The sequence below is a fragment of the Acidovorax sp. NN32 genome (assembly GCF_057597245.1).
In genome coordinates this window covers 5165655-5192033 of record NZ_CP199679.1, presented here as the reverse complement: position 1 = coordinate 5192033, position 26379 = coordinate 5165655, and the positions used below count along the sequence as shown (strand labels likewise).

The 26379-nt window shown below is 66.9% G+C and carries 23 protein-coding genes; 7 read left to right on the top strand and 16 right to left on the bottom strand.

The genetic code is table 11. The features are described 5' to 3' along the window. The first annotated feature begins 57 nt into the window (after positions 1–57). Positions 58–3114: an excinuclease ABC subunit UvrA gene (uvrA, locus tag ACT89O_RS24020; protein ID WP_487261397.1), complete on the top strand. Its 3057-nt coding sequence runs from the start codon at positions 58–60 to the stop codon at positions 3112–3114. A gap of 67 nt (positions 3115–3181) precedes the next feature. On the opposite strand, the gene ACT89O_RS24015 is transcribed toward uvrA, so the two are convergent. Then, a complete protein-coding gene (locus tag ACT89O_RS24015) occupies positions 3182–4153 on the bottom strand; it encodes an alpha/beta hydrolase (RefSeq protein WP_487261396.1) in 972 nt (323 codons plus the stop codon). 53 nt (positions 4154–4206) lie between these two features. After that, the gene (locus ACT89O_RS24010; RefSeq protein ID WP_487261395.1) at positions 4207–4803 is read right to left on the bottom strand and encodes a hypothetical protein; all 597 of its coding nucleotides are present in this window, start codon (positions 4801–4803) and stop codon (positions 4207–4209) included. A 227-nt stretch (positions 4804–5030) separates the two neighbouring features. On the opposite strand from ACT89O_RS24010, the gene ompR reads away from it, so the two are divergent. Then, positions 5031–5795: an osmolarity response regulator transcription factor OmpR gene (gene ompR / locus ACT89O_RS24005; RefSeq protein ID WP_487261394.1), complete on the top strand. Its 765-nt coding sequence runs from the start codon at positions 5031–5033 to the stop codon at positions 5793–5795. After that, positions 5792–7171 carry an ATP-binding protein gene (locus tag ACT89O_RS24000; RefSeq protein ID WP_487261393.1) on the top strand — a complete coding sequence of 460 codons (1380 nt, stop codon included), beginning with the start codon at positions 5792–5794 and terminating at the stop codon, positions 7169–7171. Before ompR ends, ACT89O_RS24000 begins: the two co-directional genes overlap by 4 nt. 129 nt (positions 7172–7300) lie before the next feature. Here ACT89O_RS24000 and ACT89O_RS23995 read toward each other — a convergent pair whose 3' ends face one another. Beyond that, complete coding sequence (locus ACT89O_RS23995; RefSeq protein WP_487261392.1) at positions 7301–9283, bottom strand: methyl-accepting chemotaxis protein; 1983 nt, start codon at positions 9281–9283, stop codon at positions 7301–7303. A 259-nt stretch (positions 9284–9542) separates the two neighbouring features. Between ACT89O_RS23995 and ACT89O_RS23990 the strand changes: the two genes are divergently transcribed. Together ACT89O_RS23990 and ACT89O_RS23985 are read left to right on the top strand one after the other, a co-directional pair. Next, positions 9543–9983, top strand: a complete 441-nt coding sequence (locus tag ACT89O_RS23990) for an acyl-CoA thioesterase (RefSeq protein ID WP_055400328.1) — start codon at positions 9543–9545, stop codon at positions 9981–9983. Beyond that, on the top strand, positions 9980–10954 hold the full coding sequence (locus tag ACT89O_RS23985; protein WP_487261391.1) for an EamA family transporter: 975 nt from the start codon (positions 9980–9982) through the stop codon (positions 10952–10954). The genes ACT89O_RS23990 and ACT89O_RS23985 overlap by 4 nt, the downstream gene beginning before the upstream one ends. 120 nt (positions 10955–11074) lie before the next feature. On the opposite strand, the gene ACT89O_RS23980 is transcribed toward ACT89O_RS23985, so the two are convergent. The 12 genes from ACT89O_RS23980 to def all read right to left on the bottom strand — a co-directional run bounded on the left by ACT89O_RS23980 (position 11075) and on the right by def (position 21242). Next, positions 11075–12079, bottom strand: coding sequence for a M14 family metallopeptidase (locus ACT89O_RS23980; RefSeq protein WP_487261390.1), 1005 nt, complete (start codon positions 12077–12079; stop codon positions 11075–11077). Beyond that, positions 12076–13050, bottom strand: a complete 975-nt coding sequence (locus ACT89O_RS23975) for a Bug family tripartite tricarboxylate transporter substrate binding protein (protein WP_228897159.1) — start codon at positions 13048–13050, stop codon at positions 12076–12078. Before ACT89O_RS23975 ends, ACT89O_RS23980 begins: the two co-directional genes overlap by 4 nt. Before the next feature lie 124 nt (positions 13051–13174). Further along, positions 13175–14071 (bottom strand): LysR family transcriptional regulator, encoded by an 897-nt coding sequence (locus tag ACT89O_RS23970; protein WP_487256028.1) that lies wholly within the window; start codon positions 14069–14071, stop codon positions 13175–13177. Between the two features lie 56 nt (positions 14072–14127). Then, positions 14128–14955, bottom strand: coding sequence for an orotidine-5'-phosphate decarboxylase (gene pyrF / locus ACT89O_RS23965; RefSeq protein WP_121508156.1), 828 nt, complete (start codon positions 14953–14955; stop codon positions 14128–14130). A gap of 191 nt (positions 14956–15146) precedes the next feature. Continuing rightward, complete coding sequence (locus ACT89O_RS23960) at positions 15147–15704, bottom strand: FlgO family outer membrane protein (protein WP_055400340.1); 558 nt, start codon at positions 15702–15704, stop codon at positions 15147–15149. Then, the gene (locus ACT89O_RS23955) at positions 15701–16390 is read right to left on the bottom strand and encodes a hypothetical protein (protein WP_055400342.1); all 690 of its coding nucleotides are present in this window, start codon (positions 16388–16390) and stop codon (positions 15701–15703) included. The genes ACT89O_RS23960 and ACT89O_RS23955 overlap by 4 nt, the downstream gene beginning before the upstream one ends. A 209-nt stretch (positions 16391–16599) precedes the next feature. After that, positions 16600–17799 (bottom strand): phosphoglycerate kinase, encoded by a 1200-nt coding sequence (locus ACT89O_RS23950; protein ID WP_121508157.1) that lies wholly within the window; start codon positions 17797–17799, stop codon positions 16600–16602. A 238-nt stretch (positions 17800–18037) separates the two neighbouring features. Further along, a complete protein-coding gene (locus tag ACT89O_RS23945; protein ID WP_121421627.1) occupies positions 18038–18376 on the bottom strand; it encodes an AzlD domain-containing protein in 339 nt (112 codons plus the stop codon). Then, positions 18376–19200 (bottom strand): AzlC family ABC transporter permease, encoded by an 825-nt coding sequence (locus ACT89O_RS23940; RefSeq protein WP_055400344.1) that lies wholly within the window; start codon positions 19198–19200, stop codon positions 18376–18378. Before ACT89O_RS23940 ends, ACT89O_RS23945 begins: the two co-directional genes overlap by 1 nt. Beyond that, complete coding sequence (gene fmt, locus ACT89O_RS23935; protein ID WP_487261389.1) at positions 19197–20186, bottom strand: methionyl-tRNA formyltransferase; 990 nt, start codon at positions 20184–20186, stop codon at positions 19197–19199. The genes ACT89O_RS23940 and fmt overlap by 4 nt, the downstream gene beginning before the upstream one ends. Before the next feature lie 31 nt (positions 20187–20217). Next, entirely contained in the window at positions 20218–20697 is a 480-nt protein-coding gene (locus ACT89O_RS23930) for a hypothetical protein (protein WP_487261388.1), read from the bottom strand. A 35-nt stretch (positions 20698–20732) separates the two neighbouring features. Further along, positions 20733–21242, bottom strand: coding sequence for a peptide deformylase (gene def, locus ACT89O_RS23925; protein WP_487261387.1), 510 nt, complete (start codon positions 21240–21242; stop codon positions 20733–20735). A 199-nt stretch (positions 21243–21441) separates the two neighbouring features. Here def and ACT89O_RS23920 point away from each other — a divergent pair, with 199 nt between their 5' ends. Then, a complete protein-coding gene (locus tag ACT89O_RS23920) occupies positions 21442–22659 on the top strand; it encodes a LysM peptidoglycan-binding domain-containing protein (protein WP_218300823.1) in 1218 nt (405 codons plus the stop codon). Between the two features lie 87 nt (positions 22660–22746). Then, entirely contained in the window at positions 22747–23934 is a 1188-nt protein-coding gene (dprA, locus tag ACT89O_RS23915; protein WP_487261386.1) for a DNA-processing protein DprA, read from the top strand. A 63-nt stretch (positions 23935–23997) separates the two neighbouring features. Here the strand turns inward: dprA and ACT89O_RS23910 are convergent, their stop codons facing one another. Beyond that, positions 23998–26370 (bottom strand): DUF1631 domain-containing protein, encoded by a 2373-nt coding sequence (locus ACT89O_RS23910; protein WP_121421622.1) that lies wholly within the window; start codon positions 26368–26370, stop codon positions 23998–24000. Positions 26371–26379 lie beyond the last annotated feature (9 nt).

Below are 26379 nucleotides of genomic sequence, written 5' to 3'. Positions count from 1 at the left end.
ACACAGGGCATGGGGCTTGACCTATCATGGTCGGTTTCCCTGCTGTTTCCCCACTCCGTGACCGACTCCCATTCCCCCACCGATGCCCAAGCTGCCGACAGCAGCGGTCTTTACCTCGCCCGCGCCCTGCGCGAGCAGCGCATCAGCATCCGGGGGGCGCGCACGCACAACCTCAAGAACATCGACCTCGACATCCCGCGCAACCAGCTGGTGGTGATCACCGGGCTGTCGGGCTCGGGCAAGTCCAGCCTGGCGTTCGACACGCTGTATGCCGAGGGCCAGCGGCGCTATGTGGAGAGCCTGTCGGCCTATGCGCGGCAGTTTCTGGGGCGGCTGGACAAGCCCGATGTCGACTTGATCGAAGGCCTTTCGCCCGCGATTTCCATCGAGCAGAAGGCCACCAGCCACAACCCGCGCTCCACCGTGGGCACGGTGACCGAGATCCACGACTACCTGCGTCTGCTGTACGCCCGCGCTGGCACGCCGTATTGCCCCGACCACAACCTGCCGCTGGCCGCGCAAACGGTGAGCCAGATGGTGGATGCCGTGCTGGCCCTGCCCGAAGACACCAAGCTCATGCTGCTGGCCCCCGTGGCGCGCGAGAAAAAAGGCGAGTTCACCGAGCTGTTCGCACAGATGCAGGCGCTGGGCTACGTCCGCTTTCGGGTGGATGGCCAGATCTACGAGCACGAGAACCTGCCCGCGCTCAAGAAAACCGAGAAGCACAACATCGACGTGGTGATCGACCGCATCAAGGTGCGGTCCGACCTGCAGCAGCGCCTGGCCGAGAGCATCGAGGCGGTGCTGCGCGTGGGCGGGCATGAGGGCAATGGCCGCGTGCTGGCGCTGGAGATGGACACGGGGCAAGAGCACCTGTTCAGCAGCAAGTTCGCCTGCCCCGTCTGCAGCTATTCGCTGCCGGAGCTGGAGCCACGCCTGTTCTCGTTCAATTCGCCCATGGGCGCGTGCCCCGCGTGCGACGGTATCGGCCAGCGCGATGTGTTCGACCCGGCGCGTGTGGTGGCCTTCCCCACGCTGAGCCTGGCCAGCGGCGCCATCAAGGGCTGGGACCGGCGCAACGGCTACTACTTTGCGATGCTCGAGAGCCTGGCCAAGCACTACGCGTTTGACATCGAGGCGCCGTTTGAATCGCTGCCCGCACCGGTGCAGCACGCCATCCTGCACGGCTCGGGCGAGGAAGAAATCGCCTTCAGCTACATCATGGACAGCGGTGCCTCCAAGGGCAAGGTGTATGCCAAGAAGCACCCCTTCGAGGGCATCATCCCCAACATGTCGCGGCGCTACCGCGAGACCGATTCGGTGGTGGTGCGCGAAGACCTGGCGCGCTTTCGCAGCACCCAGCCCTGCCCCGAGTGCCACGGCACCCGCCTGCGCCGTGAAGCCCGCCACGTGCGGCTGGGCGAGGGCGAGCAGGCCCGCGCCATCTTTGAAGTGAGCCACGCCACACTGAACACCGCCCACACCTGGTTCAACGACCTGAAGCTCACCGGCGCCAAGGCCGAGATCGCCGACAAGGTGGTGCGCGAGATCGCCACGCGCCTGCAGTTCCTGAACGACGTGGGCCTGAGCTACCTGAGCCTGGACCGCAGCGCCGAGACCCTCTCCGGCGGCGAGGCGCAGCGCATCCGCCTGGCCTCGCAAATTGGATCGGGCCTGACGGGCGTGATGTACGTGCTGGACGAGCCCAGCATCGGCCTGCACCAGCGCGACAACGACCGCCTGATCGCCACGCTCAAACACCTGCGCGACATTGGCAACAGCGTGATCGTGGTCGAGCACGACGAAGACATGATGCGCGCCGCCGACCATGTGATCGACATGGGCCCCGGCGCGGGTGTGCACGGCGGGCGCGTGATGGCGCAGGGCACGTACGACGAAGTGCGTGGCAACACGCAGTCGCTCACGGGCCAGTACCTGTCGGGCGTGCGCTCGATTGCCGTGCCCCAGCGCCGCACGCCCTGGCTGCCGGTGCTGGAGCAGACTGCTCCCGTGGTCGAGGCCAAGGCCAAGTCGCGCTTTCCGCAAACCGAGGCCAGCAAACGCCGCGCCGAACGCATGGCCGAGCACCACGCACGCCAGGGCGCCCTGCAGGCGCTGCGGGTGGCAGGCGCCACGGGCAACAACCTGAAGGGTGTGACGGTGGACTTCCCCGTGGGCCTGCTCACCTGCGTGACGGGTGTGTCGGGCTCGGGCAAGAGCACGCTGGTCAACGACACGCTGTACGCCGCCGTGGCCCGCCAGCTGTACCGCGCGCACGAAGAGCCAGCCGCGCACGACGAGATCGTGGGCATCGAGTACTTCGACAAGGTCATCAACGTCGACCAGAGCCCCATTGGCCGCACGCCGCGCAGCAACCCCGCCACCTACACCGGCCTGTTCACCCCCATCCGCGAGCTGATGGCCGAGGTGAACACCGCCAAGGAGCGTGGCTATGGCCCCGGGCGTTTCAGCTTCAACGTGGCCGGTGGCCGCTGCGAGGCCTGCCAGGGCGACGGTGTGGTGAAGGTGGAGATGCACTTCCTGCCCGACGTGTACGTGCCCTGCGACATCTGCCACGGCCAGCGCTACAACCGCGAGACGCTGGAAGTGCTGTGGAAGGGCAAGAACATCGCGCAGATTCTGGAGTTGACGGTGGAGGACGCTGCGGCCTTCTTCAAGGACGTTCCAACAATAGCGCGCAAGCTGCAGACGCTGCTGGACGTGGGCCTGTCGTACATCCGCCTGGGCCAGGCAGCCACCACGCTCTCGGGCGGCGAGGCGCAGCGCGTGAAGCTGGCGCAGGAGCTTTCCAAGCGCGACACGGGCCGCACGCTCTACATCCTGGACGAGCCCACCACGGGCCTGCACTTTGCCGACATTGACCTGCTGCTCAAGGTGCTGCACCAGCTGCGCGACGCGGGCAACACCATCGTCATCATCGAACACAACCTCGACGTGATCAAAACCGCCGATTGGCTCATCGACATGGGGCCGGAGGGTGGTGCGGGCGGTGGCACCGTGGTGGGCGTTGGCACGCCGGAGGAGCTGGCAGCCAACCCGGCCAGCCATACGGGGCGGTATCTGGCGCCCTACCTGCAGGCGAAATCTGAATGAAAATGGCTGCTAGCGCTTATCTATCAAGCGTTAATAGCTATTGATTTGGTAGCAAATTGCCACTGCATCACTGCAGCCGCCGGGCCACCTCAGCGTCCAGCGATCCCATGAAGGCCTCCACCGCGCGGGTGTAATCGCTGTCCAGGCCCAGTTGGGCGTTGATTTCGCCATGGTCCAGGTCCTGCGGCAATACCTCGGCGCGGCCGCCCTGGTTGCGCACGTGGCGGGCCATGGCATCGGATTGCTGGCAGGGGTCGTCCGCCCGCTGTGCCGAGCACACCATCTGCATCGGCGGAGCGCCCGCCGTCCACTGGTGGAAGGGCGACATGGCCACCCAATAAGCCGGGTCAGTGCCAAATGCGTCGTCGTACAGCGGCAAGTGCGGGGCGCGCATGCGGGCGGGCACGTTCATCATGGCGCTGTCCAGCGAGACCGTGCCCAGCCACGGCCAGGCGCCTTCGCGCAGTGCCTGCGGGGCGCGGGCATTGAGCAGGGCCACCAGGTGGGCACCGGCCGAGTGGCCCATGAGGATGAAGCGGCTCGGGTCTCCCCCCCAGGTGCCCGCGCGCTGCTGCGCGGCCATGAGGGCGGCCTGCACATCGCGCTCCTGCACGGCCACGGGCGCGTCGGGCAGCATGCGGTAATTGATGGAGATGAGGATGAAGCCCTTGGGCACCCAGCGGTTCACCTTCTCCTGGACCACGCGGCCCATGGCCTTGTCGCCATGCCGCCAGCCGCCGCCATGCACCATGAAGATGACCGGCGCGCGCACCGCGCTGGCTACCAGGCTGTTGGTGCCTGTGGTGGGGCTGGTGGGTACATACACATCCATGCGCTGCGCCGGGTCGGCGCCGTAGGGCACATCGGCGATGCGCTGCACGCCGGCGGCCAGGACGGCCGGTGCGGCGGCGGCCTGCTTTTTTGCGATGAGGGCACGCAGGCGGCCACCGTTGTGCGCGGTGGTCTGGGCCTGCACGCTGGCGGTGGCCAGCGTGAGCGCGGCGAGGGTGGTCAAGGTGAGGGTGCGGCGCAGGGACATGGCAAGGCTCCTGAGTTCAGAGGGCGGCAATCGATGGCTGGGTCCAGACGGTGTTAAGGCCGCGTCGGACAAGCCATGGCCGTGCCGCTCGCGTCATAGCAGGTGGCGCTGCGGCTCAAGCCGCTGTCCTTGCTGTAGCTGCTTTGTGTCTGCACGCTGTTGCCGGTGGCCGCACTGGTGGCGGTGGTGCTGCGGGCCTGCTCCACGCTACCGTCGGCATTGCGGCTCGCCCCGCCGCTGCTGTGCAGACTGCCCTGGGCATTCTGGGCGGACACCGTGCCGCTGTGGCTGGCACTGCCGTCAACACTGCGGGTGGTGCTGCCCTGGCGTGCGGCCACCCCGCCCTGCGCGCCCACGGCGGCGCCGCGGCGGGTCACGCTGCCGTTGCCCTGCCCATCGGTGGTGGCGGTGCGGCCGCGCAGCATCGCACCATTCGGGCCGCTGCGCGCCACGCCGGTGTGGGCGGTGGTACTGCCATCGGCGTTGTGTTCCACGCTCCGGCGGGTGCGGGCCTGCGCTTCGGTGGGGGCGGCCAGCGCCAGCACGGCGCTCAGCCCCAGGGTGGCGAGGGCGGGTAACACGAGCACACCCGCTGCCAGCGCGGGGCGGTGCAGCAGGTCGTTGTCAGCGGGGTGGGGCAGCAAAGGCATTGTGGTCAACTCCTTGGGGTTTGCCTTGGGGTGTGGCATGGCTGTACTGTGGGTCCCGGGTGTGAGCCATTGATGGCAGAAATCCGCCGATGTATGACAAACCATGACAAACGACTGCGGCTCCGTCATGCCTTGTCATGGCTGGGGGTGCATGGCCCGCCGTGCCGTCCAAGTAGCGCCTACCATTGCCACCACGCCGCCTTCACTTGCCACGTTGCTCCCTGCCCATGACCGACCCCCTGGCCAAAATCCTGGTCGCCGATGACGAGCCCGACCTGCGTGCCCTGCTGCAGCGCTACCTCAGCGACCAGGGCTACACCGTGCGCACGGTCGATGGCGCGGGCCCGCTGGATGTGCTGCTGCAGCGCGAGCGCTTTGATGTGCTGGTGCTCGACGTGATGATGCCGGGCGAGGACGGCCTGGCCATCTGCCGCCGCCTGCGTGCGCAGGGCGAGACCATTCCCATCCTCATGCTCACCGCACGCGGCGACCCGGTGGACCGCATCATCGGCCTGGAGATGGGCGCCGACGACTACCTGCCCAAGCCCTTCAACCCGCGCGAGCTGCTGGCCCGCATCCAGGCCATGGTGCGGCGCCAGCGTGTGCTGGGCGCCCACACCGGGCCGCGCCAGGCGGGTGGGCGCATTGTGTTTGGCGCGTTCACGCTGTGGCTGGACGCGCGCCGGCTGGAGCGCAACGACGGGAACGACGGCCACGGTGCGCAGGACGTGCCCCTGACCACCGGCGAATTCGCGCTGCTGCAGGCGTTGGCCCAGCAGCCACACCGACCGCTCGGGCGCGACCGGCTTATCGCGCTGGCCTATGGGCCCGACCACACCGCCACCGACCGCAGCATCGACGTGCAGGTGATGCGCCTGCGCAAGCTCATCGAGGCCGACCCGGCGCAGCCGCGCCACATCCGCACCGTATGGGGCGTGGGCTATGTGTTTGTGCCCGATGGCACTGCGCCGGGCGGGGGGCGCCAGCCATGATGGCCTTCGCAACCACCCGCCGCTGGGGGCTCTGGCCGCGCAGCCTGCTCGGGCGCAACCTGCTGCTGATGGCCGTGCTCATCGTGCTGGGGCAGCTGGTGGCGGCGGTGTTGGTGCGGCAGATGATCTTCAAGCCCCGTGTGGCGCAGGTGGCCGATGGCGTGGCGCGCAACGTGACTGCGCTGCGGGCCGGGCTGCAGGCGCTGCCTCCGGCGCAGCGCGTGGCGTTTGTGGAGGCGTTCAACCGGCAGGCCGCGCAGGCCACACCGCCCGCTCTGCCAGAAAGCGCAGCGCGGCGCGGTCTGCTGTCGCCCTTGGAGCGGCAGTTTGTGCAGGCGGTGTCGCGCCGCCTGGGGGCGGGCGATGCTGAAACACAACCCCCGCAACCTGTGTGGCGCCGCGACAGCACCGGGGTGCTGGCCTTGCGCATGGTGCACGAGGGCACTGACTACTGGCTCAACCTTCCCAGCGTATTCCCCAGCCGTGAGTTCACCGGCGCCTGGCTGGCCGCCACGCTGGCCAGCATGCTGCTGGCGCTGCTGGGCGCGTGGTGGCTGCAGCGCCACATCAACCGCCCGCTGGTGCAGGTGGTGGGCGCGGCGCAGCAACTGGCGCACGGCCAGTCGCCCGCAACCCTGCCGGATGATGGGCCCGAAGAAATCGCCACCGTTGCGCGCAGCTTCAACCAGATGGCACAGAGTCTGGCCGCCGCCGACCACGAGCGCGCACTGATGCTGGCCGGTGTGTCGCACGACCTGCGCACGCCGCTGACCAAGCTGCGCCTGGGGGTAGAGATTGCGGGTCCGCAGGTCGATGCGCCGCTGGCGGCCAGCATGGCGCGCAGCATCGACGAGATGGATGGCATCGTGGGCCAGTTCCTGCAGTTCGCACGCAGCGGTGAGGCCGAGGCGCCCACCACCGCATCGCTCAACGACCTGGCCCAGGCCGTGGCCGAGGCGCAGGCCGACCATGGCCGCGCGCTGGTGCTGGAACTGGGGGCCCTGCCCGACGTGCCCGTGCGCCCCCAGGCCCTGCGCCGCGCGCTGGACAACCTGGTGGAAAACGCCTGGCGCCACGGTGCGCCGCCGGTGGTGCTGCACACAGGGGCAGACGCCACCCAGGTATGGCTGGAGGTGCAGGACCAGGGTCCCGGCATCACCGCCGAAGAGATCCACCGCATGCGCCAGCCTTTTGCACGTGGCGGCGGCACGGCGCGTGCGGGCGCACCGGGGGCCGGGCTCGGGCTGGCGATTGCCGAGCGCGTGGCGCGCGCCCAGGGGGGTGCGCTGGAGTTGCACAGCGCACCCGGCCAGGGGCTGCGCGCGCGGCTGGTGCTACCGCAGACGGGGCCGGGTGGTGAGCCTGCGACGGCGTGAACGGATGCGCAACGGTGGAGCGAGCGGGCTGCCCGGTCCATCCACCGCTCCGCGCAGCGCCGCGGAGCTACGGGGGCGCAGAATTTGAATAAAAATGGCCACTAGCGCTTGTTGGATAAGCGCTGATAGCTATTGAATTTGTAGCGAATTTGTGGGGCGTGGTGCCCTGTGCTGGCCCTGGCCTTCGTCCCCCAGACGGAACACCGACACCACCTGCACCAGGTCTTCGGCCTGGTTCTGCAGGCTGCTGGCGGCGGCGGCCATTTCCTCGACCAGGGCGGCGTTTTGCTGCGTGACCTGGTCCATCTGCGTCACGGCCTCGCCCACCTGGGCCACGCCCAGCGATTGTTCGTGGCTGGCCGCGCTGATCTCGCCCACGATGTCGGTCACGCGGCGGATGGACGCCACCACCTCGGTCATGGTGCTGCCCGCCCGGTCCACCAGGGCCGTACCTTGCTCCACGCGCTCCACGCTGGCGCTGATGAGGGCCTTGATCTCGCGCGCGGCCTCGGCACTGCGTCCGGCCAGGCTGCGCACTTCGCTGGCCACCACCGCAAAGCCCCGGCCCTGCTCGCCCGCGCGGGCGGCTTCCACGGCCGCGTTGAGCGCGAGGATGTTGGTCTGGAAGGCGATGGAATCGATCACGCCGATGATGTCCGAGATCTTCTGCGACGCGGCGTTGATGCCCTGCATGGTGTTGACCACCTGGGCCACGACCTCGCCGCCCTGGGTGGCCACGGTGCTCGCGCTCGCGGCCAGCTGGCTGGCCTGCTGGGCGCTGTCGGCGTTCTGGCGCACGGTGGCGTTGAGCTGCTCCATCGAGGCGGCGGTTTCTTCGAGCGCACTGGCCTGGCTTTCGGTGCGGGCCGAGAGGTCGGTATTGCCCTGGGCAATCTGCACGCTGGCCGTGGCCACGTTTTCAGAACCGTTGCGCACCTGGCGGACCACCTGCGTGAGCTGGCTGCGCATCTGCTGCAGCGCTTGCAGCAGCTGGCCGACTTCGTTGGTGCCGTGGGCCAGCGGGGCGCCGCTCAGGTCACCCTGCGCCACGGCGCGTGACAGCTCCACGGCCTGCGACAGCGGCACCGTCATCGAGCGCACAAACACCAGCGCCATGCCGCTGGTGGCCGAGAGCGTGACGACCAGCGCCAAAGCCACCCACAGCAGCCCCCGCTGCAGGTCGGACACCCGGGCCTGCAGGGCCTGGTCCAGGCTGGCCATGGACAGGTTGTTGAGTGCGTTCAGCGCTTCGATGGTGCGGGTGAACGCGTCGAAATAGTCCTTGGAGGGCAGCTGGAGTTCGCTGGCGTTGATCACGTCGCGCTCGGCCATCTGCAGCGATTGCTGGATCTGGCCCTGCACCGCCTGTGCGCTGCTGCCCAGGGCGCGCTGCAGATCGGGGTTGCCCTGCAGGGCGCGGTCCAGCCCGCGGAAGGTGTCGGCCTGCAGCTCGGCCACACGCTGCTGCAGCACCAGCAGCTGGCCCTTGCCCTGGGGCGTCAGCTCGTGCTTGCCCAGTGCGCTGGCGCCTTGGGCGCGCAGCATGCCCAGCTTTTCGCCCAGCATGGGCGCCTGCACCAGCGAGGCCTGGATCAGCGCGTGGGTGTCGGCGTCAGGGTCGATCTGCAGGCCATAGGCATGCAGCAAGGATTCGTTGAGCTGCAGCAGCGACGCGATGAGTTGCGTGTGCTGCGCCGTGCTCTGGGCCTGCTCGATGCTGCGTGCGGCCACGGCCTGCTCCAGCGTGCGCCAGGTCTGCTGGGCCTGGGTCCAGGCGGCCATCTGGGCGGCGGGCACCTTGGCGGCCGCAAAGCGGGTGGTGGCATCGTCCAGCGCTGCATTGACGGCATCGCGCGCAGCGGGGCGGCGTGCCGCCAGGGTTTCGTCGCCGCCCAGCATGCCCACCGACAGGCCCCGGTGCACCTGCATCTGCTGCACGAGGCGGGTGAGTGCCTGCGCAGGGACCATGCCCTGCGCCTCGTGGCGCGCATGGCCAATGGCGTGCAGCGCATCGCGCACCGTCAGGTAGGTGGGCAGCGCACTCATCATGAGCCCGAGGGTTCCCAGGATGAGGAATTTTGCGAGCAGGTTCAAGCGGTGAAGAAGGGACATAGCAGTAGGCGCACGGTGGGTGTGTGCGCAAAAGGGTAGACCTCAGGGGGCGGGGTGTCGGCACCCGCCGACTGGGATGCGGCCCTCCATCAGGCCGCGCGGGATGTAACGCAATGTAGGGGGCTGTTTTGAGTAGGGTTTTGACTCAGGTCAATTTTCGCCGACCTGCGGGGCGTCTTTGGAGGCATGCAGGCGGGGCGGCAGCAGAGGGCGCGCTGGAGAATAATGGCCCCAACATCCGCCCCTTGGAGCACCTGGCATGCAATCGATCACCCTGCGTTTCCTGGCGTCGCAAAGCACCCTGCCCCAGGCCGGCCGTGTGCCCGGTGGCACCGTGCTGCGCTGGGTGGACGAGGCCGGCTTTGCCTGCGCCAGCGCCTGGGCCAAGGGGCCGTGCATCACCGAGTTTGTGGGCGGCGCGCATTTTGTGCACCCCATTCGCCCGGGGGATCTGGTGGAGGTGCATGCGCGCCTGGCGTCCACCACCGACACCGCCATGCACCTGGCCGTGGAGGTGCGCAGCGGTGGCATCCATGGCGAGCCGCTGCAAGAGGTGCTGCACTGTGTGGCGGTCTACACCGCCGTGGATGCCGACGAGCAGCCCCGTGCCATCGACAAATGGAGCCCGGAAACCCCCGGCGACATGGCCCTGGCCCAGCGGGTGAAGGCACATATTGACGCTGCGCGGGCTGCGCAGTGACGGCGCCTGTATCCGGCCCTCCAGGCCCGGTAGGTGGCCCGCTCCGTGCGCGCGACCTGCTGGCCGCCCTGGTGGTGGTGGTTCTGTGGGGCGTCAACTTCGTTGCGATGAAATGGGGGCTGCGCAGCTTCAGCCCCTTCCAGCTGGGCGCCGCGCGCTACCTGTGTGCCGCCTTGCCGCTGGTGCTGCTGGTGCGCCCGCCGCGCATGCACTGGCGCTGGGTGCTGTTGTTCGGGCTGTTCCAGGGCGTGGGGCAGTTCGGTTTTCTGTTTGTCGGGCTCAAGGTGGGCATGACGGCCGGGCTGGCCAGTGTGCTGCTGCAGACGCAGGTGTTCTTCACCGCGCTGTTCGGCTTTGCACTGCTGCGCGAGCGGCCGGGGTTGCCCTTGCGGTGGGGCATGGTGCTGGCCGCGCTGGGGCTGGTGTGTTTTGCGATGAACTACGTGGGGCCGGGCTCCGGGGTGGGTGTGGCGGCGGCCACCACGCTGGCCGGTTTGCTGCTGACGCTGTGCGGCGCTGCCATGTGGGCCTCGTCCAACATCGTGGCGCGCCTGGCGCAGCAGCAAAGCCCGGGGTTTGATCCGCTGGCGTTTGTGATCTGGAGCAGCCTGGTGCCGGTGCTGCCTTTTGTGGCGCTGTCTGCCGTGTTCGACCCTGACGCCGCACGCTGGCTGCAGTGGCAAACGCTGGCGGACGTGCCCTTGCTGTCGTGGGCGGCTGTGGCCTACCTGGGCTGGGCGGCCACCATTGTTGGCTATGCGCTGTGGACCAACCTGCTGCAGCGCTACCCCGCCAACCGCGTGGCCCCCTTCAGCCTGGCGGTGCCGGTGGTGGGGCTCACCGCAGGCTGGCTGCTGCTGGATGAGGGCGTGGCGCCCTGGCAGTGGGCGGGGATTGTGCTGGTGGTGGCAGCTCTGGCCTGTGTGGTGCTGGGGCCAAAAATACAAGCAAAAATGGCACCTGGCGCTTGATGGATAAGTGCTAACAGCTATTAAATTTATAGTATTTGAATGGGAAGAGGCGGGAGGCTCCTGCCTCCTACCGCCTCTGCAGTGCGCCTGTTGCGCCGCTACTGAGCTGTTACTGCGCGCTTACAGCGCCCTGCGCCGCGCGAACCGCACCACCGTCACGCCTGCGCGCGCCTGGCGCACCGACGGCATCACGAGCACGCAGTTGTCATACGGCGTGGTCACCGGCACACCGTCGTTGTCGCCAATCACGGTGCCAGCCTTTTCAAACAGCTCCAGCCCCGTGTAGGGCGCCACAAAGCGGAAGGCGCTGCTGGTGGCCACCACGGGGCCGGTCACCTCCAGCGCCCACTGGCGGGGCGCATCGGGCAGGCGCCAGCCGGGCAGTTGCTGCGCCAGGGCGTCGGCGCTCAGGGCGCCGGACTGTTCGATGAAGCGCACGCACTGGTCCTGCGCCACGGAGCGGCTGGCCGGGTCGCCATGGAAGCCACATTCGATGAGCAGCGAACGGGTGCTGTTGCCGTTGTGGTCCTCCAGCGCGCCAAACCGGCCGTAGTCGCGCATGCGCACGCCGTCCTTGTGGCCCGCGTCCACCACGATGTGCTCGGGCGAGCGCATGGCGCGCGCCAGTTCCAGGTTGCGCGGCTGGATGCCGGTGAGCAGCAGTGGGGCCGAGGGCTCGTGCATCGAGTGGATGTCGAGCAGCCAGTCGGCCTGCGCCACAAACGGGCGCAGCGCGGCGGCGCGGCGGCGCTCGTTGGTATCGGCTGCGTTGATGCGCTCCTCCAGCCATTGGCGGTTGAGGTCTTCGTCGGTGAAGCGCGAGGCATCGTGGTTGCTCGCGTCAAACCGGTCGAACGCATCGAGGTTGCAGAACGCCAGCGTGAGCGTGCCCTGCTGCGGCCGCACGCCCGCTTCGAGCAGGCCCTTCAAGGCCCAGGCGCCGCACAGCTCGTTGCCATGCACCAGCGCGCTGACCATCACGTGGCGGCCGGGTTCGCCCGAGTCGAAATGCCAGACGCCTTCGGTGCCGGTGTTGCCAACGCGCCAGGCGGTGATGTCGGGCGCGGGCAGCTCGAAGGCCAGCGGTGGAACGGCCGTGTTTTGGGGGGCGGTGCTGCTGCTCATTCTTCGATCTTGGCGAATTCCACAATCTTCTTGTACTTGGCGACTTCGGCCGCCAGGAACTGGTCGATGTTGACCGTGGTCGCAGCCACGGTGGAGCCGCTGGCTTCCATCTTCTTCTTGAAATCGGGCGACTGCAGGGTGTCGTTCAGCGCCTTCTTCACCTTGTCGAACACCGGCTTGGGCAGGTTGGCCGGGCCCATCAGCGCAAACCACACGCCAATGTCCACGTTCTTGTACTGCGGGGTTTCGGCCAGGGCCGGGATGTCCGGTGTGGCGGCGGAGCGTTTGGCTTCGGTGGTGCCCAGGGCGATCACCTTGCCGCTCTTGATGTGTGGCAGGCCGCTGGAGAGCACGAACACGCCATATTCCAGGTTGTTGCCCATGAGGTCGTTGGTGAGCGGCGCGACGCCCCGGTAAGGGATGTGCGTCATGAAGAGCTTGCCCTGCTCCTTGACCATCTCGCCCGCCAGGTGCAGCGAGGTGCCCACGCCCGAACTGCCGTAGCTGAACTTGCCCGGGTTCTTGGACACCTTCTGCGTGAACTCGGCCAGGTTCTTAACGCCCGCGCCGGTGGATGCCACCAGCACCAGCGGTTGCGAGGCGATGAGGCCGATGGCGGTGAAGTCCTTCACGTCGTACTTCACCTTCTTGGTCACCAGCTTGTTGATGGCGATCTCGTTGCTGGCGCCCACCAGAAAGGTGTAGCCGTCGGGTGCGCTGCTCGCCACCTTCTGTGCACCAATCGCGCCGCCTGCGCCCCCAATGTTTTCAATCACCACCGGCACGCCCAGCTTGGCGCTCAATTCCGTGGCCACGGTGCGGCCGGTCAGGTCGGTGCTGCCCCCGGGTGGGTAGCCCACCACAATGGTGATGGGTTTGGAGGGATACACATCCTGTGCGAACGCTGGGGCCGCCAGGAGGGCCATGCCACACAGCAAGGCGGTGCGGCGCAGGGAGGGAGTGTTTTGCATGCGGGGCTCCAGTGAAGTTCTTGTGGGTGGAGCCATTGTGAAAAGGCGGGCACACGTCTGTGGTGCTGAAATGGCACCGGGGTGTGCCAAATGGGTTCTGCCCCCCCGGGCAAACCCTGGGGTGTCAGCGCTGTGCCAGGGCTTTCCAGAGCGCTTCGGCCACGGGCCCGAGTCGGCGTTTGGGTCGGTACAGGCGCACGTCGAAACGCACTTCCATGCGCGCATCGCCCGCAGGCGCAAGCCGTTTGGCCTGGCAATCGGCGTGCACCATGGACCAGGGCAGCCACGCCACGCCCAGGCCTTTTTGCACGTATTCGTAGTGCGCGTCGGCCGAGTCGCACTCCACCACCCGCTGCAGCCGGGGCGCATGCGGGTTCTGGGACAGATGGTCTTCCACCAGCCGCCCCAGCGCGAGCTGGGGGGCATAGGCCAGGTAGGGCACGGGCAGGTGGTCCTGCCCGAAGCGGTGCAGCGCCTGCCCTTGCGCCGTCGCCCGCGAAATGGGCACCAGCCGGTCGGACGCCACGGTGACATGCATGAACTGGCGCGCATCCAGCCGTATCGCCAGCGCCGGGTGGTGGTACACGAGCGAGAAGTCGGCTTCGCCCCTTTCGAGCAGCGCCACGGTGTCTGCCAGGGCGCGGGTGCGTATGCACAGCTCGGCGTTTTGCAAAATGGGCTGCAGCCGCACCAGCCAGTCGGCCACCACCGTGCGCGCCAGCGTGCGGCCGGTGGCCAGCGTCACGGTGCGGGCCTGCCGCCCGGCCAGGCTCTGCAGCTCCTCGTGCGACTGCGCCAGGCTGCGCGCCATGTGGCCCGCAGTTTCCAGAAAGCTCTGCCCGGCAGGCGTCAGGGTGACGGGGCCGCCATCGCGCTCCACCAGCGGCGTACCCGCCCAGGCCTCCAGCGCGCGGATGCGGCGGCCAAAGGCGGGGTGCGTGACATGCCGCAGCTCGGCTGCCCGCGTGTAGCTGCGCTCCTGCGCCAGCACGATGAAGTCTTCGAGCCACTTGAGCTGCATGGGTGTGATCCGGGTGCAGCTGGGGCGCGAAGGTTGTCGGAGCTGAAAGTGGGGTGTCAGCGCGCGCGGGCTGCTTCGAGCACCGCGCGGGTGCGCTGGGCCTCGGTGCGCGCCGCCGCTGCAAAGTCGTCGCCCTTGGATGCGTACAGGATGGACCGCGACGAGTTCACGATGATCGGCCCGCCATCGCGCAGCCCGGCGCGCACGGTGGCAGCGGCGTCGCCACCCTGGGCGCCCACGCCAGGGATCAGCAGCGGCAGTGTGGGCGCAATGGCACGCACGCGCTCGATCTCCTGTGGGTAGGTGGCACCCACCACCAAGCCCAGCTGGCCGTTCTTGTTCCAGGGGCCTTGCGCCAGCCGTGCCACATGCTCATACATGAGCGGCTGGCCCTCGACGCTGGCCAGGCGCTGGGTCTGCAGGTCGTCGCCGCCCGGGTTGGAGGTGCGGCACAGCAAAAAGGCGCCCTTGCCGTGGTAGGCCAGGTAGGGCTCGATGGAGTCGAAGCCCATGAAGGGCGACAGCGTGACCGCATCGGCACCGTAGCGCTCGAAGGCCTCCTTGGCGTACTGCTCGGCCGTGGAGCCAATGTCGCCGCGCTTGGCATCCAGGATCACCGGCACATGCGGCGCGTTGGCGCGCATGTGCTGCATCAGACGTTCGAGCTGGTCTTCGGCGCTGTGGGCGGCAAAGTAGGCGATCTGCGGCTTGAAGGCACACACCAGGTCGGCCGTGGCGTCCACGATGGCGGCGCAGAAGTCATAGATCTTGTGCGCATCGCCCTGCATTCCCGCAGGAAACCGCGTGGGCTCCGGGTCCAGGCCCACGCACAGCAGGGAGTTGTTTTGCGCCGTGGCGTCGCGCAGCATGTCGGTGAAGGTCATGGGGCCTGATTTTAGGTGGGGTGACAAGCACCGCCGCACGGTTTTCTGCCCGCCGCTGCGGCGCAGAGGACTCCGGGGTGTGGTCACGAGACCGCAGTGGGCAACAAAAAAGGCCGTCGAGACGGCCTTTTAGGGGGTGGTTCGGGAGTCCCCGTACGCAGCGGGAGCACCCCTACCGAATTCGCATTTCCTCAGCGCGGTACCGCCAGCAGGCGCTGCACATCACGGTCGTTGGGCAGTGCGTAGTCGTGGCCGCGGATGATGCGGCTGTCTTCCGTGCGCACGAGCTTGAGGCTCACGTAGGTGAAATTGGCAGCGGCCGAGTAGGTACCCACCAGCACCAGCGAGGCATTGTGGCTGCGGGCGATATCCTTGATTTCGCGGGACAGCAGCAACTCGCCAGCACCTTCGCGCACGAACACGTCGCCGCGCAGCTTGATTTCCTTCACGTTGAAACCGCTGGCCGCCATGTGCGAGGCGTATTGCTCGGACAGCGTGCGGCCCAGAGGGGCCGAGCGGCTCAGGTCGTTCACGTTGACCACGGTGGCCACCAGGACGGGGCCGCTGCCTGCAGCGCTCAGGTCGAAACCGGCGGTCAGCTTGGCCACAGCATCGCGGCTGCTGGTCAGGAACTGGTTGTTGGCGGCTTCCTGGTAGGTCGGATCGGTGCGCGTGGGCGCGCCATTGTTGGCACAGCCGGCCAGCAAAGCTGCTGCGGCCAGCGCGGTCAGGAGTGCTGCGGTTTTCATTGCGAAACTACCTTCATATTGACGTTCTTGTAGTACGACGGACGCATGAACAGCGGCGTGTCCGCGTTCTCGAGGTAGTACACATCGGTCTTGCGGGCCACATACTGGCCGCCGCGTGTGACCGTGGTGGTCAGGATCAGCTCGGTGTTGGTGGGGCCGCCCGAGTTGATGCTGGCGCCGTAGTCAGCCAGCGAGGTGGCACCCAGCGCGGCCAGCAGTTGCAGATCCAGGTGCTCGTGACGTAGGCCGTAGGCTGCCATCAGGCCCGCAGCGATCATCGTGAACTGGCCAGGAATGAAGTGGGGGCGGGGGCTGTTGTGACGAACCACCTGCGTGTTGTACGTCACGTTGAGTGCCTGGCCAGGATCCTGCAAAACAGGCGCACCGCTTTGCACGAGCTTGGTGATCAGGAAATCACGGAATGCCAGATCGAATGCGCTCGGGTTGGGGGGCAGCGCTACATGCAATTGCGTGCCAGGGGCCATGCCGGTCTTGTCGAGCGTGCTGAGGGTTTGCGCCACCACGTCGTTCGAGACCAGTTCCCAGTGGCCCGCCGAGCGGACCTTGGGTTGTACCGTCAGCTCAAAGTTCTCCGCCAGGGGAATGGGCGAACGATAAGCACATCCCGCCAAAGTAGCCACAGCGCCGGCCAATACCGCCAAGCTGACTGCCTTTGAAAATTTCATGATTCCCTCCTACGGACTTTGAGAGGCGGGGACATGAACAGATACATCCCACGCGATTGAAAAATAATTCTGGGCGCGATACTCAACAAAAACAAGAAAAAATTGAGGTAACTGCGCCCAGACACACGCAATTCGTTGTTTTTGGTCACAGATTGGCGTGCTTGCTTACGCGTGGCTGCATTTGCTTGTACCGGTGCGTGTAACAAATTTCAAACGATGGTAACGAAGCGTTTTTCAAGGATTTCGAACGCGGGCAGCGTCTTGCCTTCCAGCACTTCCAGAAAGGCGCCGCCGCCGGTGGAGATATAACCCACCTGTTTTTCGATGCCGTATTTGGCGATGGCCGCCAGGGTGTCGCCACCGCCAGCAATGCTGAACGCGGGTGATTCGGCGATGGCCTTGGCAATCTCGCGGGTGCCGTTTTCAAAGGCCGCGAATTCAAACACGCCCACCGGGCCGTTCCAGACGATGGTGCCTGCGGACTTGAGCTGGGTGGCCAGGCGGGCGGCGGTTTCGGGGCCGATGTCCAGGATCAGATCGTCCTCGGCCACGTCCTTGGCTGCCTTCACGGTCGCTGGGGCATCGGCGGCAAAGGCCTTGGCGGTGACCACATCGGTGGGGATCGGCACTTCGGCGCCGCGCGCTTTCATGGCGGCGATCACGGCGCGCGCTTCGTCCAGCAGGTCGGGTTCGGCCAGGCTTTTGCCGATGGGCAGGCCCGCCGCCAGCATGAAGGTGTTGGCAATGCCGCCGCCCACGATGAGCTGGTCCACCTTGTCGGCCAGGCTCTTCAAGATGGTGAGCTTGGTCGAGACCTTGGAGCCCGCCACGATGGCGGCCAGCGGGCGCTGGGGATGGGCCAGGGCTTTGGTCAGGGCGTCGATCTCGGCCGACAGCAGCGGGCCGGCGCAGGCAATGGGGGCGAATTGTGCGATGCCGTAGGTCGTGCCTTCGGCGCGGTGGGCGGTGCCAAAGGCGTCGTTCACGAAGATGTCGCACAGCGCAGCCATCTTGCGGGCCAGGTCTTCCTTGTTCTTTTTCTCGCCCACGTTCAGGCGGCAATTTTCCAGCAGCACGACCTGGCCTGGGGCAACGGTGACGCCGTCCACCCAGTTCGAGACCAGCGGAACATCGCGGCCCAGCAGCTCGGACAGGCGTGCGGCCACGGGGGCCAGCGAGTCCTCGGGCTTGAACTCACCCTCGGTCGGGCGGCCCAGGTGGCTGGTCACCATGACGGCCGCTCCGGCGTCCAGCGCCATGCGGATGCAGGGGATCGATGCGCGGATGCGGGTGTCTTCGGTGATGCGGCCAGCATCGTCCTGGGGAACGTTCAGGTCGGCACGGATGAAGACGCGCTGGCCTTGGGCCTTGCCTTGGGCGCACAGATCGGAAAAGCGGAGGATGTTCATGGCGGGAGGGGTGGATTGAATCGGGCTCTTGAGGGCTGCCATTTTAGTGAGCGAAGCCCATGCGGCTCCCGCGCCCGTGCCATTGCACCCTTGGGACTGGCTCTGCCAGGCCCCTGGCGTCGTCCCCCTGGGGGCTGAGGGGCAGCGGCTCCAAGCCTGCCTGCGCAGGCTTGGACTGCACCGAAGAGCCACCGCCTCTGGCGGCGGCACTGACGCACACGGCTCAGGAGGTGCTTCTCTACCAATTCCAGCCGATGTGCAGCGGCAGGTACACCACCATGCCCACCACGATGGTGCCCAGGATGCCGCGCCGCCAGAAGTAGTAGGCAGTGGCACACAGGACGGCAGGGATGCGCGCGTCCATGAAGGTGCCGATGAGTTCGCCCTGGGTCATCAGGATCTCGGGAGCGATCACGGCGGTGAGGGCGGCCAGCGGTGCGTACTTGAGCCCGCGCTTGAGCCAGTCGGGCAGCGGCAGCTCGCGCTCGGGGATCATGAAGAACGAGCGCGACACCACCGTGATCACGGCCAGGCCGAAGATGGCGATGGCGGGTTCGATCCAGGACCAGTCGTTCATCACGGATGGCGCTCCTCGCGCAGTGGCACCACGTCGCCCGCCTCGACCTGCTCGCGTTCTTCAGGGGGCAGCACGCTGTCGGCGGGCAACAGGACCAGTTCGGGCTTGTGGCGGCGGCGGTCCACTGCTTCCATCAAGAGGCCCGCAGCCACCGCTGCCGCAATGGCCACGAGGATGTTGAGCTTGAGCGGCAGTGCAAACGCGGCAATCGCAGCCGTGGCGGCGACACCGGTGGCCAGCCAGGTGGCCCGGTCGAACAGCAGTGACAGCAGCACACCCAGCAGCGCTAGCACGCCCGCAAACCCCAGGCCCCAGGACAGCGGCACGGCATTGGCCAGCAGGATGCCGGCGATGGACGGCACCTGCCAGGCCAGCCAGTTGGTGCTGGCAGCACCCCAGAAATACGGCACCTGCTCGGGTTGGGGGCGCGGCTCCGGAAAGCGCTTCATGAAGGCCACGTAGATCACATCGCCGCTGAAATAGCCCACCGCCAGGCGCTGGCGCAGCGGCAGGTGCGCGAAGTAGCTGCGCCACATGCTGCTGAAGATCACAAAACGCAGATTCACACAGCTCGCCGTGAGCCAGACCACCCACAGCGGCGCGCCCACCGCCATCAAAGGGATGACCGCCAGCTGCGCGCTGCCGGCATACACCACCAGCGACATGAAGATGGCCATCCCAACGGGCAGCCCGCTCTTGACCATGACCACTCCGGTGACCAGGCCCCAGGCCCCGATGCCCACGGCCGTGCCCGCCATGTCGACAGCGGCCACGCGAAAGGAGGGGTGGCGCAGTGTGTTGCCGATGGCGGCCCGGCGGCTCATGCCGGTGTCGCGGCGGTAGTGGGCGCAGCGCCCAGCACCATGCCGGGCTGCAGGTCAAAGCCCCGCAAGAAATCGGCCGCTGCGAGCCGCTTGCCCCCCGCGCGCTGCAAGGTCGTCAGGCGCAGCGTGCCTTCGCCGCAGGTGACCGTCACCCCGTCGCCATTCACCGACAAAATTTGGCCCTGGCGCTTATCTGTATTCGATTTATTGCTATCAATTTCATAACTCCACACTTTGATCGTTTCCCCTGCGCATTCGGTGCTGGCTCCGGGGAACGGGTCAAACGCTCGAATACGCTGGCCGATCACCGTGGCGGGCAGCGACCAGTCGATGGTGCTCTCGGCCTTCTCGATCTTGTGGGCGTAGGTGATGCCCTCGGCGGGCTGGGGCACGGCCTTCAGCCCTCCACAGGCGGCCAGTTCCAGAGCCTCCACGATCATGCGGCCCCCGAGCGCGGCCAGCCGGTCGTGCAGGGTGGCGGTGGTGTCTGTGGGCGCAATGGCCAGCCGCTCCATCAGCAGCATGTCGCCGGTGTCTAGGCCAGCATCCATCTGCATGATGGTGATGCCGGTTTCGGCATCCCCTGCCTCGATGGCGCGGTGGATGGGCGCGGCGCCCCGCCAGCGAGGCAGCAGGCTGGCGTGGATGTTCAGGCAGCCTTGGGCCGGGAGATCCAATACCCACTGTGGCAGGATGAGTCCATAGGCGGCCACCACCATCACATCGGCCTGCGCAGCCACCAGCGCATCGCGCGCGGCGGCTGCATCGTCGGGGTATTTGCCGTCAAGGCGCAGGCTGCGGGGCTGCACCACCGGGATGCCGTGTTCCAGCGCGCATTGCTTGACGGGGGAGGCTTGCAACTTCATGCCGCGCCCCGCGGGGCGGTCGGGCTGGGTCAGGACCAGGGGCACCGTGAACCCTGCGGCCAGCAGCCGCTCCAGCGCCACGCGGGCAAATTCGGGCGTGCCTGCAAAAATGACTCTCATGGGAAACCGTTGTCAGGAGGTAAGTACGCACTCAGTCGCGCGCGTTGTCAAAATGGGGAAGCTCGTCCGTGAATAGCACCTGCCGTACCACGCCCTGGCGGTCCAGGTGGACGTGGGCAAGGCGCGGGTCGGAGTTCTGGCGGAAGCGGTAGGTCCAGATGTCGCCCTCAAACCGTGCCACACGCTCCACGCGCAAAGGCGCACCAAAGGTGCGCTGCACATCGGCGGTGGTCCATATGCCCACGGGAAGGTTCTCAAAGCGCGCCTGCGTCAGCACCTGCTCGTTGCGCACCAGCCTGCCGCTGGCGTCGAAATCCAGGTTGTAGGCCGCAAACCCCGCGGGCAGCTCGGAGTACAGGAGCCGCTCGCCGCTTGGCAAAGGGAAGGAGGCGGTGGGCGGCCCGAGACGGGCAACCACCTCGGCGCGCAGCGCGCCGGTTTTTTCGCGGGCCGGCAGCGCACAGCCCGAAATTTGCACCGCCAGCACAAGAAGCGCCAGGCGCGCCAGCACTCCGCCACCCCTGCGGGTGCAGAGCGCTGGACCGGTCACTCGCGCGCCCCCCGCTGCTGCTTGACCATCTTGGTCTTGATGCGGTTGCGCTTGAGTGGGGAGAGGTATTCCACAAACACCTTGCCCATGAGATGGTCCATCTCGTGCTGGATGCACACCGCCAGAAGGCCATCGGCCTCAATGACGCGGGACTGGCCCTGGGCGTCCAGTGCCCGCACATGCACGGCATCGAAGCGTTCAACGCCGTCATAGATGCCGGGTACCGAGAGGCAACCTTCTTCGTTGAGGTGCTTTTCGGCACTGGTCCAGACCAGTTCGGGGTTGATGAGCACCAGCGGCTGGTTGCGTTCCTCAGAAACGTCGATGACCACCAGGCGCTCGTGCACGTCCACCTGGGTGGCGGCCAGGCCAATGCCATGGGCGTCGTACATGGTGGCCAGCATGTCGGAGACCAGCGTCCGGATGCGGTCGTCCACCGCCGCAATGGGGCGTGCAACCTTGTGAAGCCGGGGGGCCGGGTAACAGAGAATGGGAAGGATTGCCATGAAAGCTGCCAAGAGATGTCGCTATTTTCGCCACTTTTAAGGCCTGCTGCAGCGCCGCCAGCCAATAATCGTTGCCGAATCAAGGGCTTGAGCAGAGAATCTAAGAAGCTTTGTAACGTATTTGCCCGGCTGCGCGGTTGCTCCGTGCGTCGAGGTGCCAGCGAGGGGGCGTTTCCCAATGCATGAGAAAAGGAACAACATGACAGCATTCACCAGCGTGCGGCGGACCGCCCTGGGCGCGCTCACCATCATCGCTGGCGCTTTGCTGGTCGCACCGGCTCAGGCCCAGACCCCTCCCATCTCCAGCGGTCAGCGCGCCACGGCACAGCAAGTGTCGGAGCGTGGCATCCCGCTGTCCGAGCTGGCGCCTAACGCTCCGGACACCTACACGGTGCAGCGCGGCGACACGTTGTGGGGTATTTCGGGTCTGTACCTCAAGCGGCCCTGGCGCTGGCCCGAACTGTGGGGCATGAACCTCAAGGCCATTGCAAACCCGCACCTGATTTATCCGGGCCAGACGCTTTACCTGGACAAGGATGGCAGCTACGCCCGCCTGCGGACGACACCCCCTGGCGTGTCGGATTCAGAGCCTCAGACGGTGCGCGTGTCGCCCCGCACCCGCAGCGACAGTCTGGCCAGCACGGCGCTCCCCACACTCAAGTCTCACCTGATCGAGCCCTTCCTCGTGGAGCCTCTGGTGGTGGATGCCGACGTGTTGCAACGGGCTCCCCGCATTGTGGCCACCACCGAAGATCGCGTGCTCATGGCCAGCGGCGACCGCGCCTATGTGCGCGGCGATGCATCCGCCCCCGTCCGTGCAGAACCTGGCGAGCCCCGCTTTTTCCGTGTTTTCCGCGATGCCGTGGCCATGAAGGATCCGGTGACGGGTGAAATCCTGGGGTACGAAGCACAGTACCTGGGCAAGGCCGAGCTGGTGCGTGGCGAGTCTTTTGAAGAGATTCCCAACGGCAAGGGCGGCTATGTCTCTGAATATGTGCCTGCCACTGTGGATCTGTCCGGCACCAAGGAAGAGATACGCGCAGGGGATCGCATCCTGCCAGCGCCTGCCCGGGTCTTCACCAGCTACACCCCACGAGCGCCCCACATCGATGTGGACGCGCGCATCGTCTCCATCTACGGCAGCTTCTCGGCAGCCTATGCCGCCCAGAACCAGGTGGTTGCGATCAACATGGGTTCGCAAGACGGCATTGAGCCAGGTCATGTCCTGTCGCTGCTGACCCAGGGCGACCGCATCAAGGATGTGACTGGCGAGGGGAAGACCATGATCAAGCTACCCAGCGAGAGCAACGGGACGGCCATGGTGTTCCGAACCTTCGACCGCGTCTCGTACGCGCTGCTGCTGGAAATCCGCAGCGGCGTGCGCGTGGGCGACCGCCTGATCAATCCTCAGGAATAACGGCGGACTGGCTGAAGCCGCGCGGCTGCCTGTTGGTGGCGCGGCGGCGGGGCTGGCGTTGCCGTGGTTCTTCTATCAACTGCCTCCATGGACCGCGACGAGCTGGGCGCTTGGTTGCGCCTCACGCTTTCCCAGGGCGTGGGTAATGGCGCCGCGCGGCGCCTGCTGGCCCGTTTTGGGCTGCCGCAGGACATCTTCCGCCAACCCGAATCTGCCTTGCAGCACTGTGTGACCTTGGCCCAGGCCAAGGCGCTGTGTACCGTACCCAGCGGATGGGAGGCGTTGCTGGAGACCACCTGGCATTGGCTGGAGGGAGCAGACCCACAAGGACCTGCCCGTGCGGTGATCACATTGGGGGATGCCCGGTATCCCCAGTCGCTGTTGGACACCGAAGATCCCCCGCTGCTCATGTACCTGATGGGGGCGGCCCGGCTGGTGGCGCAAAACCCGTTCCCGACCGGCCGGTGCCTGGCCGTGGTCGGAAGCCGCAACCCCACGGCACAGGGCGCGGACAACGCGCGGCTTTTTTCGCGCGCACTGCGGGGGGCGGGCTTCACCATCGTCTCGGGGCTCGCGCTGGGTGTGGATGCGGCAGCCCATGAAGGTGCGCTGGATGTGTCTTCCGACCCCTTTGCGGAGGCAACACCCGCCACCATTGCGGTCGTGGGCACCGGGTTGGATCGCGTCTACCCCCGCAAGAACCTTGACCTGGCCCACCGCATCGCAGCCCACGGGGTGTTGGTCAGCGAATACCCCCTGGGCACGCCACCGCTGGCCGCCAATTTCCCCAAGCGCAACCGTATCATCTCCGGCCTCTCTCAAGGCACTCTCGTGGTCGAGGCGGCGTTGGCGTCTGGTTCGCTGATCACCGCCCGAATGGCGGCGGAACAGGGCCGCGAGGTTTTTGCCATCCCCGGCTCCATTCACGCACCGCAATCGCGGGGTTGCCATGCGCTCATACGCCAGGGCGCCAAGCTGGTGGAGTCCGCGCAGGATGTACTGGAAGAACTGCGCATGCCCCCTGCGGCAGGCAAGCAGAGCGCCTCTTCTGGCGCTGCCGTGCTTGACGAAGAAGGCAGCAGGGATATCGACACTCGCCAGACTGAAAGCCCCCTGTTGCAGGCGCTGGGTTTTGACCCCATGGGGGTGGATGCCCTGGTGGCCCGCACGGGCATGGATGCGGCGTCGCTGCAGGTGGAATTGCTGGAGCTGGAGTTGGATGGCCAGGTGGCGCGTCTGCCCGGCGGCCTGTACCAGCGGCTGGGCAGCGCCTGACGCTGGCGGTGACCTCTCGTTGCCCGGTGGCACAGGCATCGTCTTGATGCCCCTGAAACCGCGTCAGTCCAGCAGCCGCTCGGGGTTTGCGTCCAGCTTGGCCAGTGCATCGCGCGTGGCGCGCAAGGTCAGGCCTTCTTCGTCCTGGGCTACGAGCAAGCCCGCTTGCAAGTACGCAGCCAGCCTGCGCAGCTGAATCAGGTAACTGCTGCCATCCACGGCTGCGAACAGGTGCAGCTGCTTGCGCTGGCTTTGCCACGCGTACTGCACCTGGGCCGATGCGCCGTTGTGGTCCAGTGTGTACCAGGTGCCAGGCTGCAGTTCCTGGGCCCAGGCCACCATGGCGTCTTCCACCGGGGCGCCGTTGTCGGCGACCACGTGAATGGACGAAGCGTCGATACCCAGCATCATTTCGATGTTGTCGGCATTGAGCGGCATGTCGCCCAGCGTGGCGTCGCTAATAAAGTCCTCCAGATTGGCCAGGCGCTTGGCCATGGCGTCAATGTGGGCCTGCGGGATGGAGGCCGTCTTGGACAGGAAGGCATCGGCCAGGGTGTCGGTGAGGATCTTGATCTGGGCGTCCTGCGGCGCGCCGTTCACGCCCATGAGGGCCAGCCCCTGGCGCAGTCGCTGCAGCAGGCCAGGAAGATTCTGGATGACCTGCGCGCGGTCGCTGCGGTTGGGCTTGGCACTGGCGGCCCAGACGAGGTCGGCGGCTGTGCGCTTGAGCGAGATGGTGTCTGCGTGCTGGGGGCCGTCGCGCACGGCCGAGAGGGCCAGGACTTCGGCCCAGGTCTTGAACAGAAACTCGCGGATCTCGTCGCGCACCGGCATGTCGCGCAGCATGGTGCGCAGCTCGATGGTGTACTGGATCGCCAGCGTCTCCCTTTGTTCCACCTGTTGAGCCACCGTAACCAAGCGCGACGTAGCCTGTTTTTCGGTGAGGAACTTGGACAGGAATTTCTCGAACTCGTCGTAGACGAGCTGGAACACCCGACGGCCGGTTTCAGGGTACTGCTCAATCACCTGTACCACGCGGCGGATTTCCGCCTCCAGTGCGCTGCCATTGATGCTGGTCGCATCAAAGCCCATTACGCAGGCGCCCATGCGGTCGATCAGCTGGCGCGCTGGGTGGTTGAGGTTGCTGAAAAACTCTGGCTCGGCCAGTGCCACGCGCAGCACAGGCACCTGAAGTCGCGCAAACCACACGCGCACGGCTGGCGGGATGCGGTCCTCGGCCAGGATGCTCTGGAACATCAGGGCCACCACCTCGATGATGGCTTTTTCACCGGCCGTCGAGGCCTTTTTCTTGAGTTCGGTCGAGCGTTCGCGCACGGCCCCTGCCAACTGGACCACGGCCGCAGGGCTGTAGTCTTCCATCAGGGTGGCGACACCGCTGTAGTACGTGTCGGCGTGCACACGGTGGGCGGTCAGTGCATGGGCCAGCGCCGCAGACGCTGGTGGGGCATTGACCATGTCGAAGCCGGTGGCGGGCTGTGTGAGCAGCCTGCGCAGTTGCCCCATCACACCGTGGGCGCGCTGGCGGGCGCGTGCCAGCGGAGTCATGCCGGTGGCAAACGCAGTGGGCATTCCGTGCTGCGGGTAGCCCGGCGGGGGCATGCGGGACGGATGCTGGGGCATGGGCCGACCGCCTTGGGGGGGCATCATGCCCCCGCGCGCTGCCGCCATGGCATCCCGGGTCTGGGCCAGGGCCTGGGAGGCCAGGCCTCCGGCCCCGGAGTCGTTGCTCCCACCGCTGCCGGTGATCGCCCCCCCTGCCGTGCGCCGCACGCGGGACTTCAGGTCCGCCTGTGGCGTCACACCCTGTTCCACATAGAACACGTTGACGGCCTGGTACTGTTTCTGGAGCAAGTTGGCCAGTTCCCGCTGCAGCGGGTCCACCACGGTCTGCAGGTCGGTGCGGGGCAGTCCGGCCTCCACCCACTGCTCGACCAGCAGCAGGCACACGGCTTCCGGACGGAGGATATCGCTGCTGTCGAGTTCCTGGCCTTCCAGCGACTGGGTGCGCTGGCGCAGTGTGTCGAACTGCTGGCTCACCTGTTCGCTGACCGTCAGGGCCATGCGTGAAGCCAGGATCTTGTTTTCCACCACGTCGTCGCTCAACAGTTCGAACTGGGGGTTTGCGCCATTGGCTGCCAGGGCACCCCGGGTGGTGCTGCTATGGGGGGCCAACGCATCGCGCCAGGCCTTGCCAGTGCGATCTGTCCAGGCTGCGTGGTGCTGTTGATACCGCATCCAGGCATCGCGGTGCGACTGCATTTCGCGCGCCGTGCCCGTCTGGGTCATCAGCGTTGTCAGGAGGTCCAGGACCGTCTTGTCCAGGTCCGGGAGCCCTGCACAGATGCCCTCTACGAACCGCTGGCGCGCCTGGCGGGCCAGGCGGCGCTGCGGAACGGAAGAGGGCGTGGGCTGCATGGGCAGATA

Coding starts and splice junctions, on each gene's coding strand:
- ACT89O_RS24015 (WP_487261396.1), bottom strand. CDS start 4,153: ATGTCCCTGCGCCGCACCCTCACCTTGACCACCCTCGCCGCGCTCACG.
- ACT89O_RS24010 (WP_487261395.1), bottom strand. CDS start 4,803: ATGCCTTTGCTGCCCCACCCCGCTGACAACGACCTGCTGCACCGCCCC.
- ompR (WP_487261394.1), top strand. CDS start 5,031: ATGACCGACCCCCTGGCCAAAATCCTGGTCGCCGATGACGAGCCCGAC.
- ACT89O_RS24000 (WP_487261393.1), top strand. CDS start 5,792: ATGATGGCCTTCGCAACCACCCGCCGCTGGGGGCTCTGGCCGCGCAGC.
- ACT89O_RS23995 (WP_487261392.1), bottom strand. CDS start 9,283: ATGTCCCTTCTTCACCGCTTGAACCTGCTCGCAAAATTCCTCATCCTG.
- ACT89O_RS23990 (WP_055400328.1), top strand. CDS start 9,543: ATGCAATCGATCACCCTGCGTTTCCTGGCGTCGCAAAGCACCCTGCCC.
- ACT89O_RS23980 (WP_487261390.1), bottom strand. CDS start 12,079: ATGAGCAGCAGCACCGCCCCCCAAAACACGGCCGTTCCACCGCTGGCC.
- ACT89O_RS23975 (WP_228897159.1), bottom strand. CDS start 13,050: ATGCAAAACACTCCCTCCCTGCGCCGCACCGCCTTGCTGTGTGGCATG.
- ACT89O_RS23970 (WP_487256028.1), bottom strand. CDS start 14,071: ATGCAGCTCAAGTGGCTCGAAGACTTCATCGTGCTGGCGCAGGAGCGC.
- pyrF (WP_121508156.1), bottom strand. CDS start 14,955: ATGACCTTCACCGACATGCTGCGCGACGCCACGGCGCAAAACAACTCC.
- ACT89O_RS23960 (WP_055400340.1), bottom strand. CDS start 15,704: ATGAAAACCGCAGCACTCCTGACCGCGCTGGCCGCAGCAGCTTTGCTG.
- ACT89O_RS23955 (WP_055400342.1), bottom strand. CDS start 16,390: ATGAAATTTTCAAAGGCAGTCAGCTTGGCGGTATTGGCCGGCGCTGTG.
- ACT89O_RS23950 (WP_121508157.1), bottom strand. CDS start 17,799: ATGAACATCCTCCGCTTTTCCGATCTGTGCGCCCAAGGCAAGGCCCAA.
- ACT89O_RS23945 (WP_121421627.1), bottom strand. CDS start 18,376: ATGAACGACTGGTCCTGGATCGAACCCGCCATCGCCATCTTCGGCCTG.
- ACT89O_RS23940 (WP_055400344.1), bottom strand. CDS start 19,200: ATGAGCCGCCGGGCCGCCATCGGCAACACACTGCGCCACCCCTCCTTT.
- fmt (WP_487261389.1), bottom strand. CDS start 20,186: ATGAGAGTCATTTTTGCAGGCACGCCCGAATTTGCCCGCGTGGCGCTG.
- def (WP_487261387.1), bottom strand. CDS start 21,242: ATGGCAATCCTTCCCATTCTCTGTTACCCGGCCCCCCGGCTTCACAAG.
- ACT89O_RS23920 (WP_218300823.1), top strand. CDS start 21,442: ATGACAGCATTCACCAGCGTGCGGCGGACCGCCCTGGGCGCGCTCACC.
- dprA (WP_487261386.1), top strand. CDS start 22,747: ATGGACCGCGACGAGCTGGGCGCTTGGTTGCGCCTCACGCTTTCCCAG.
- ACT89O_RS23910 (WP_121421622.1), bottom strand. CDS start 26,370: ATGCAGCCCACGCCCTCTTCCGTTCCGCAGCGCCGCCTGGCCCGCCAG.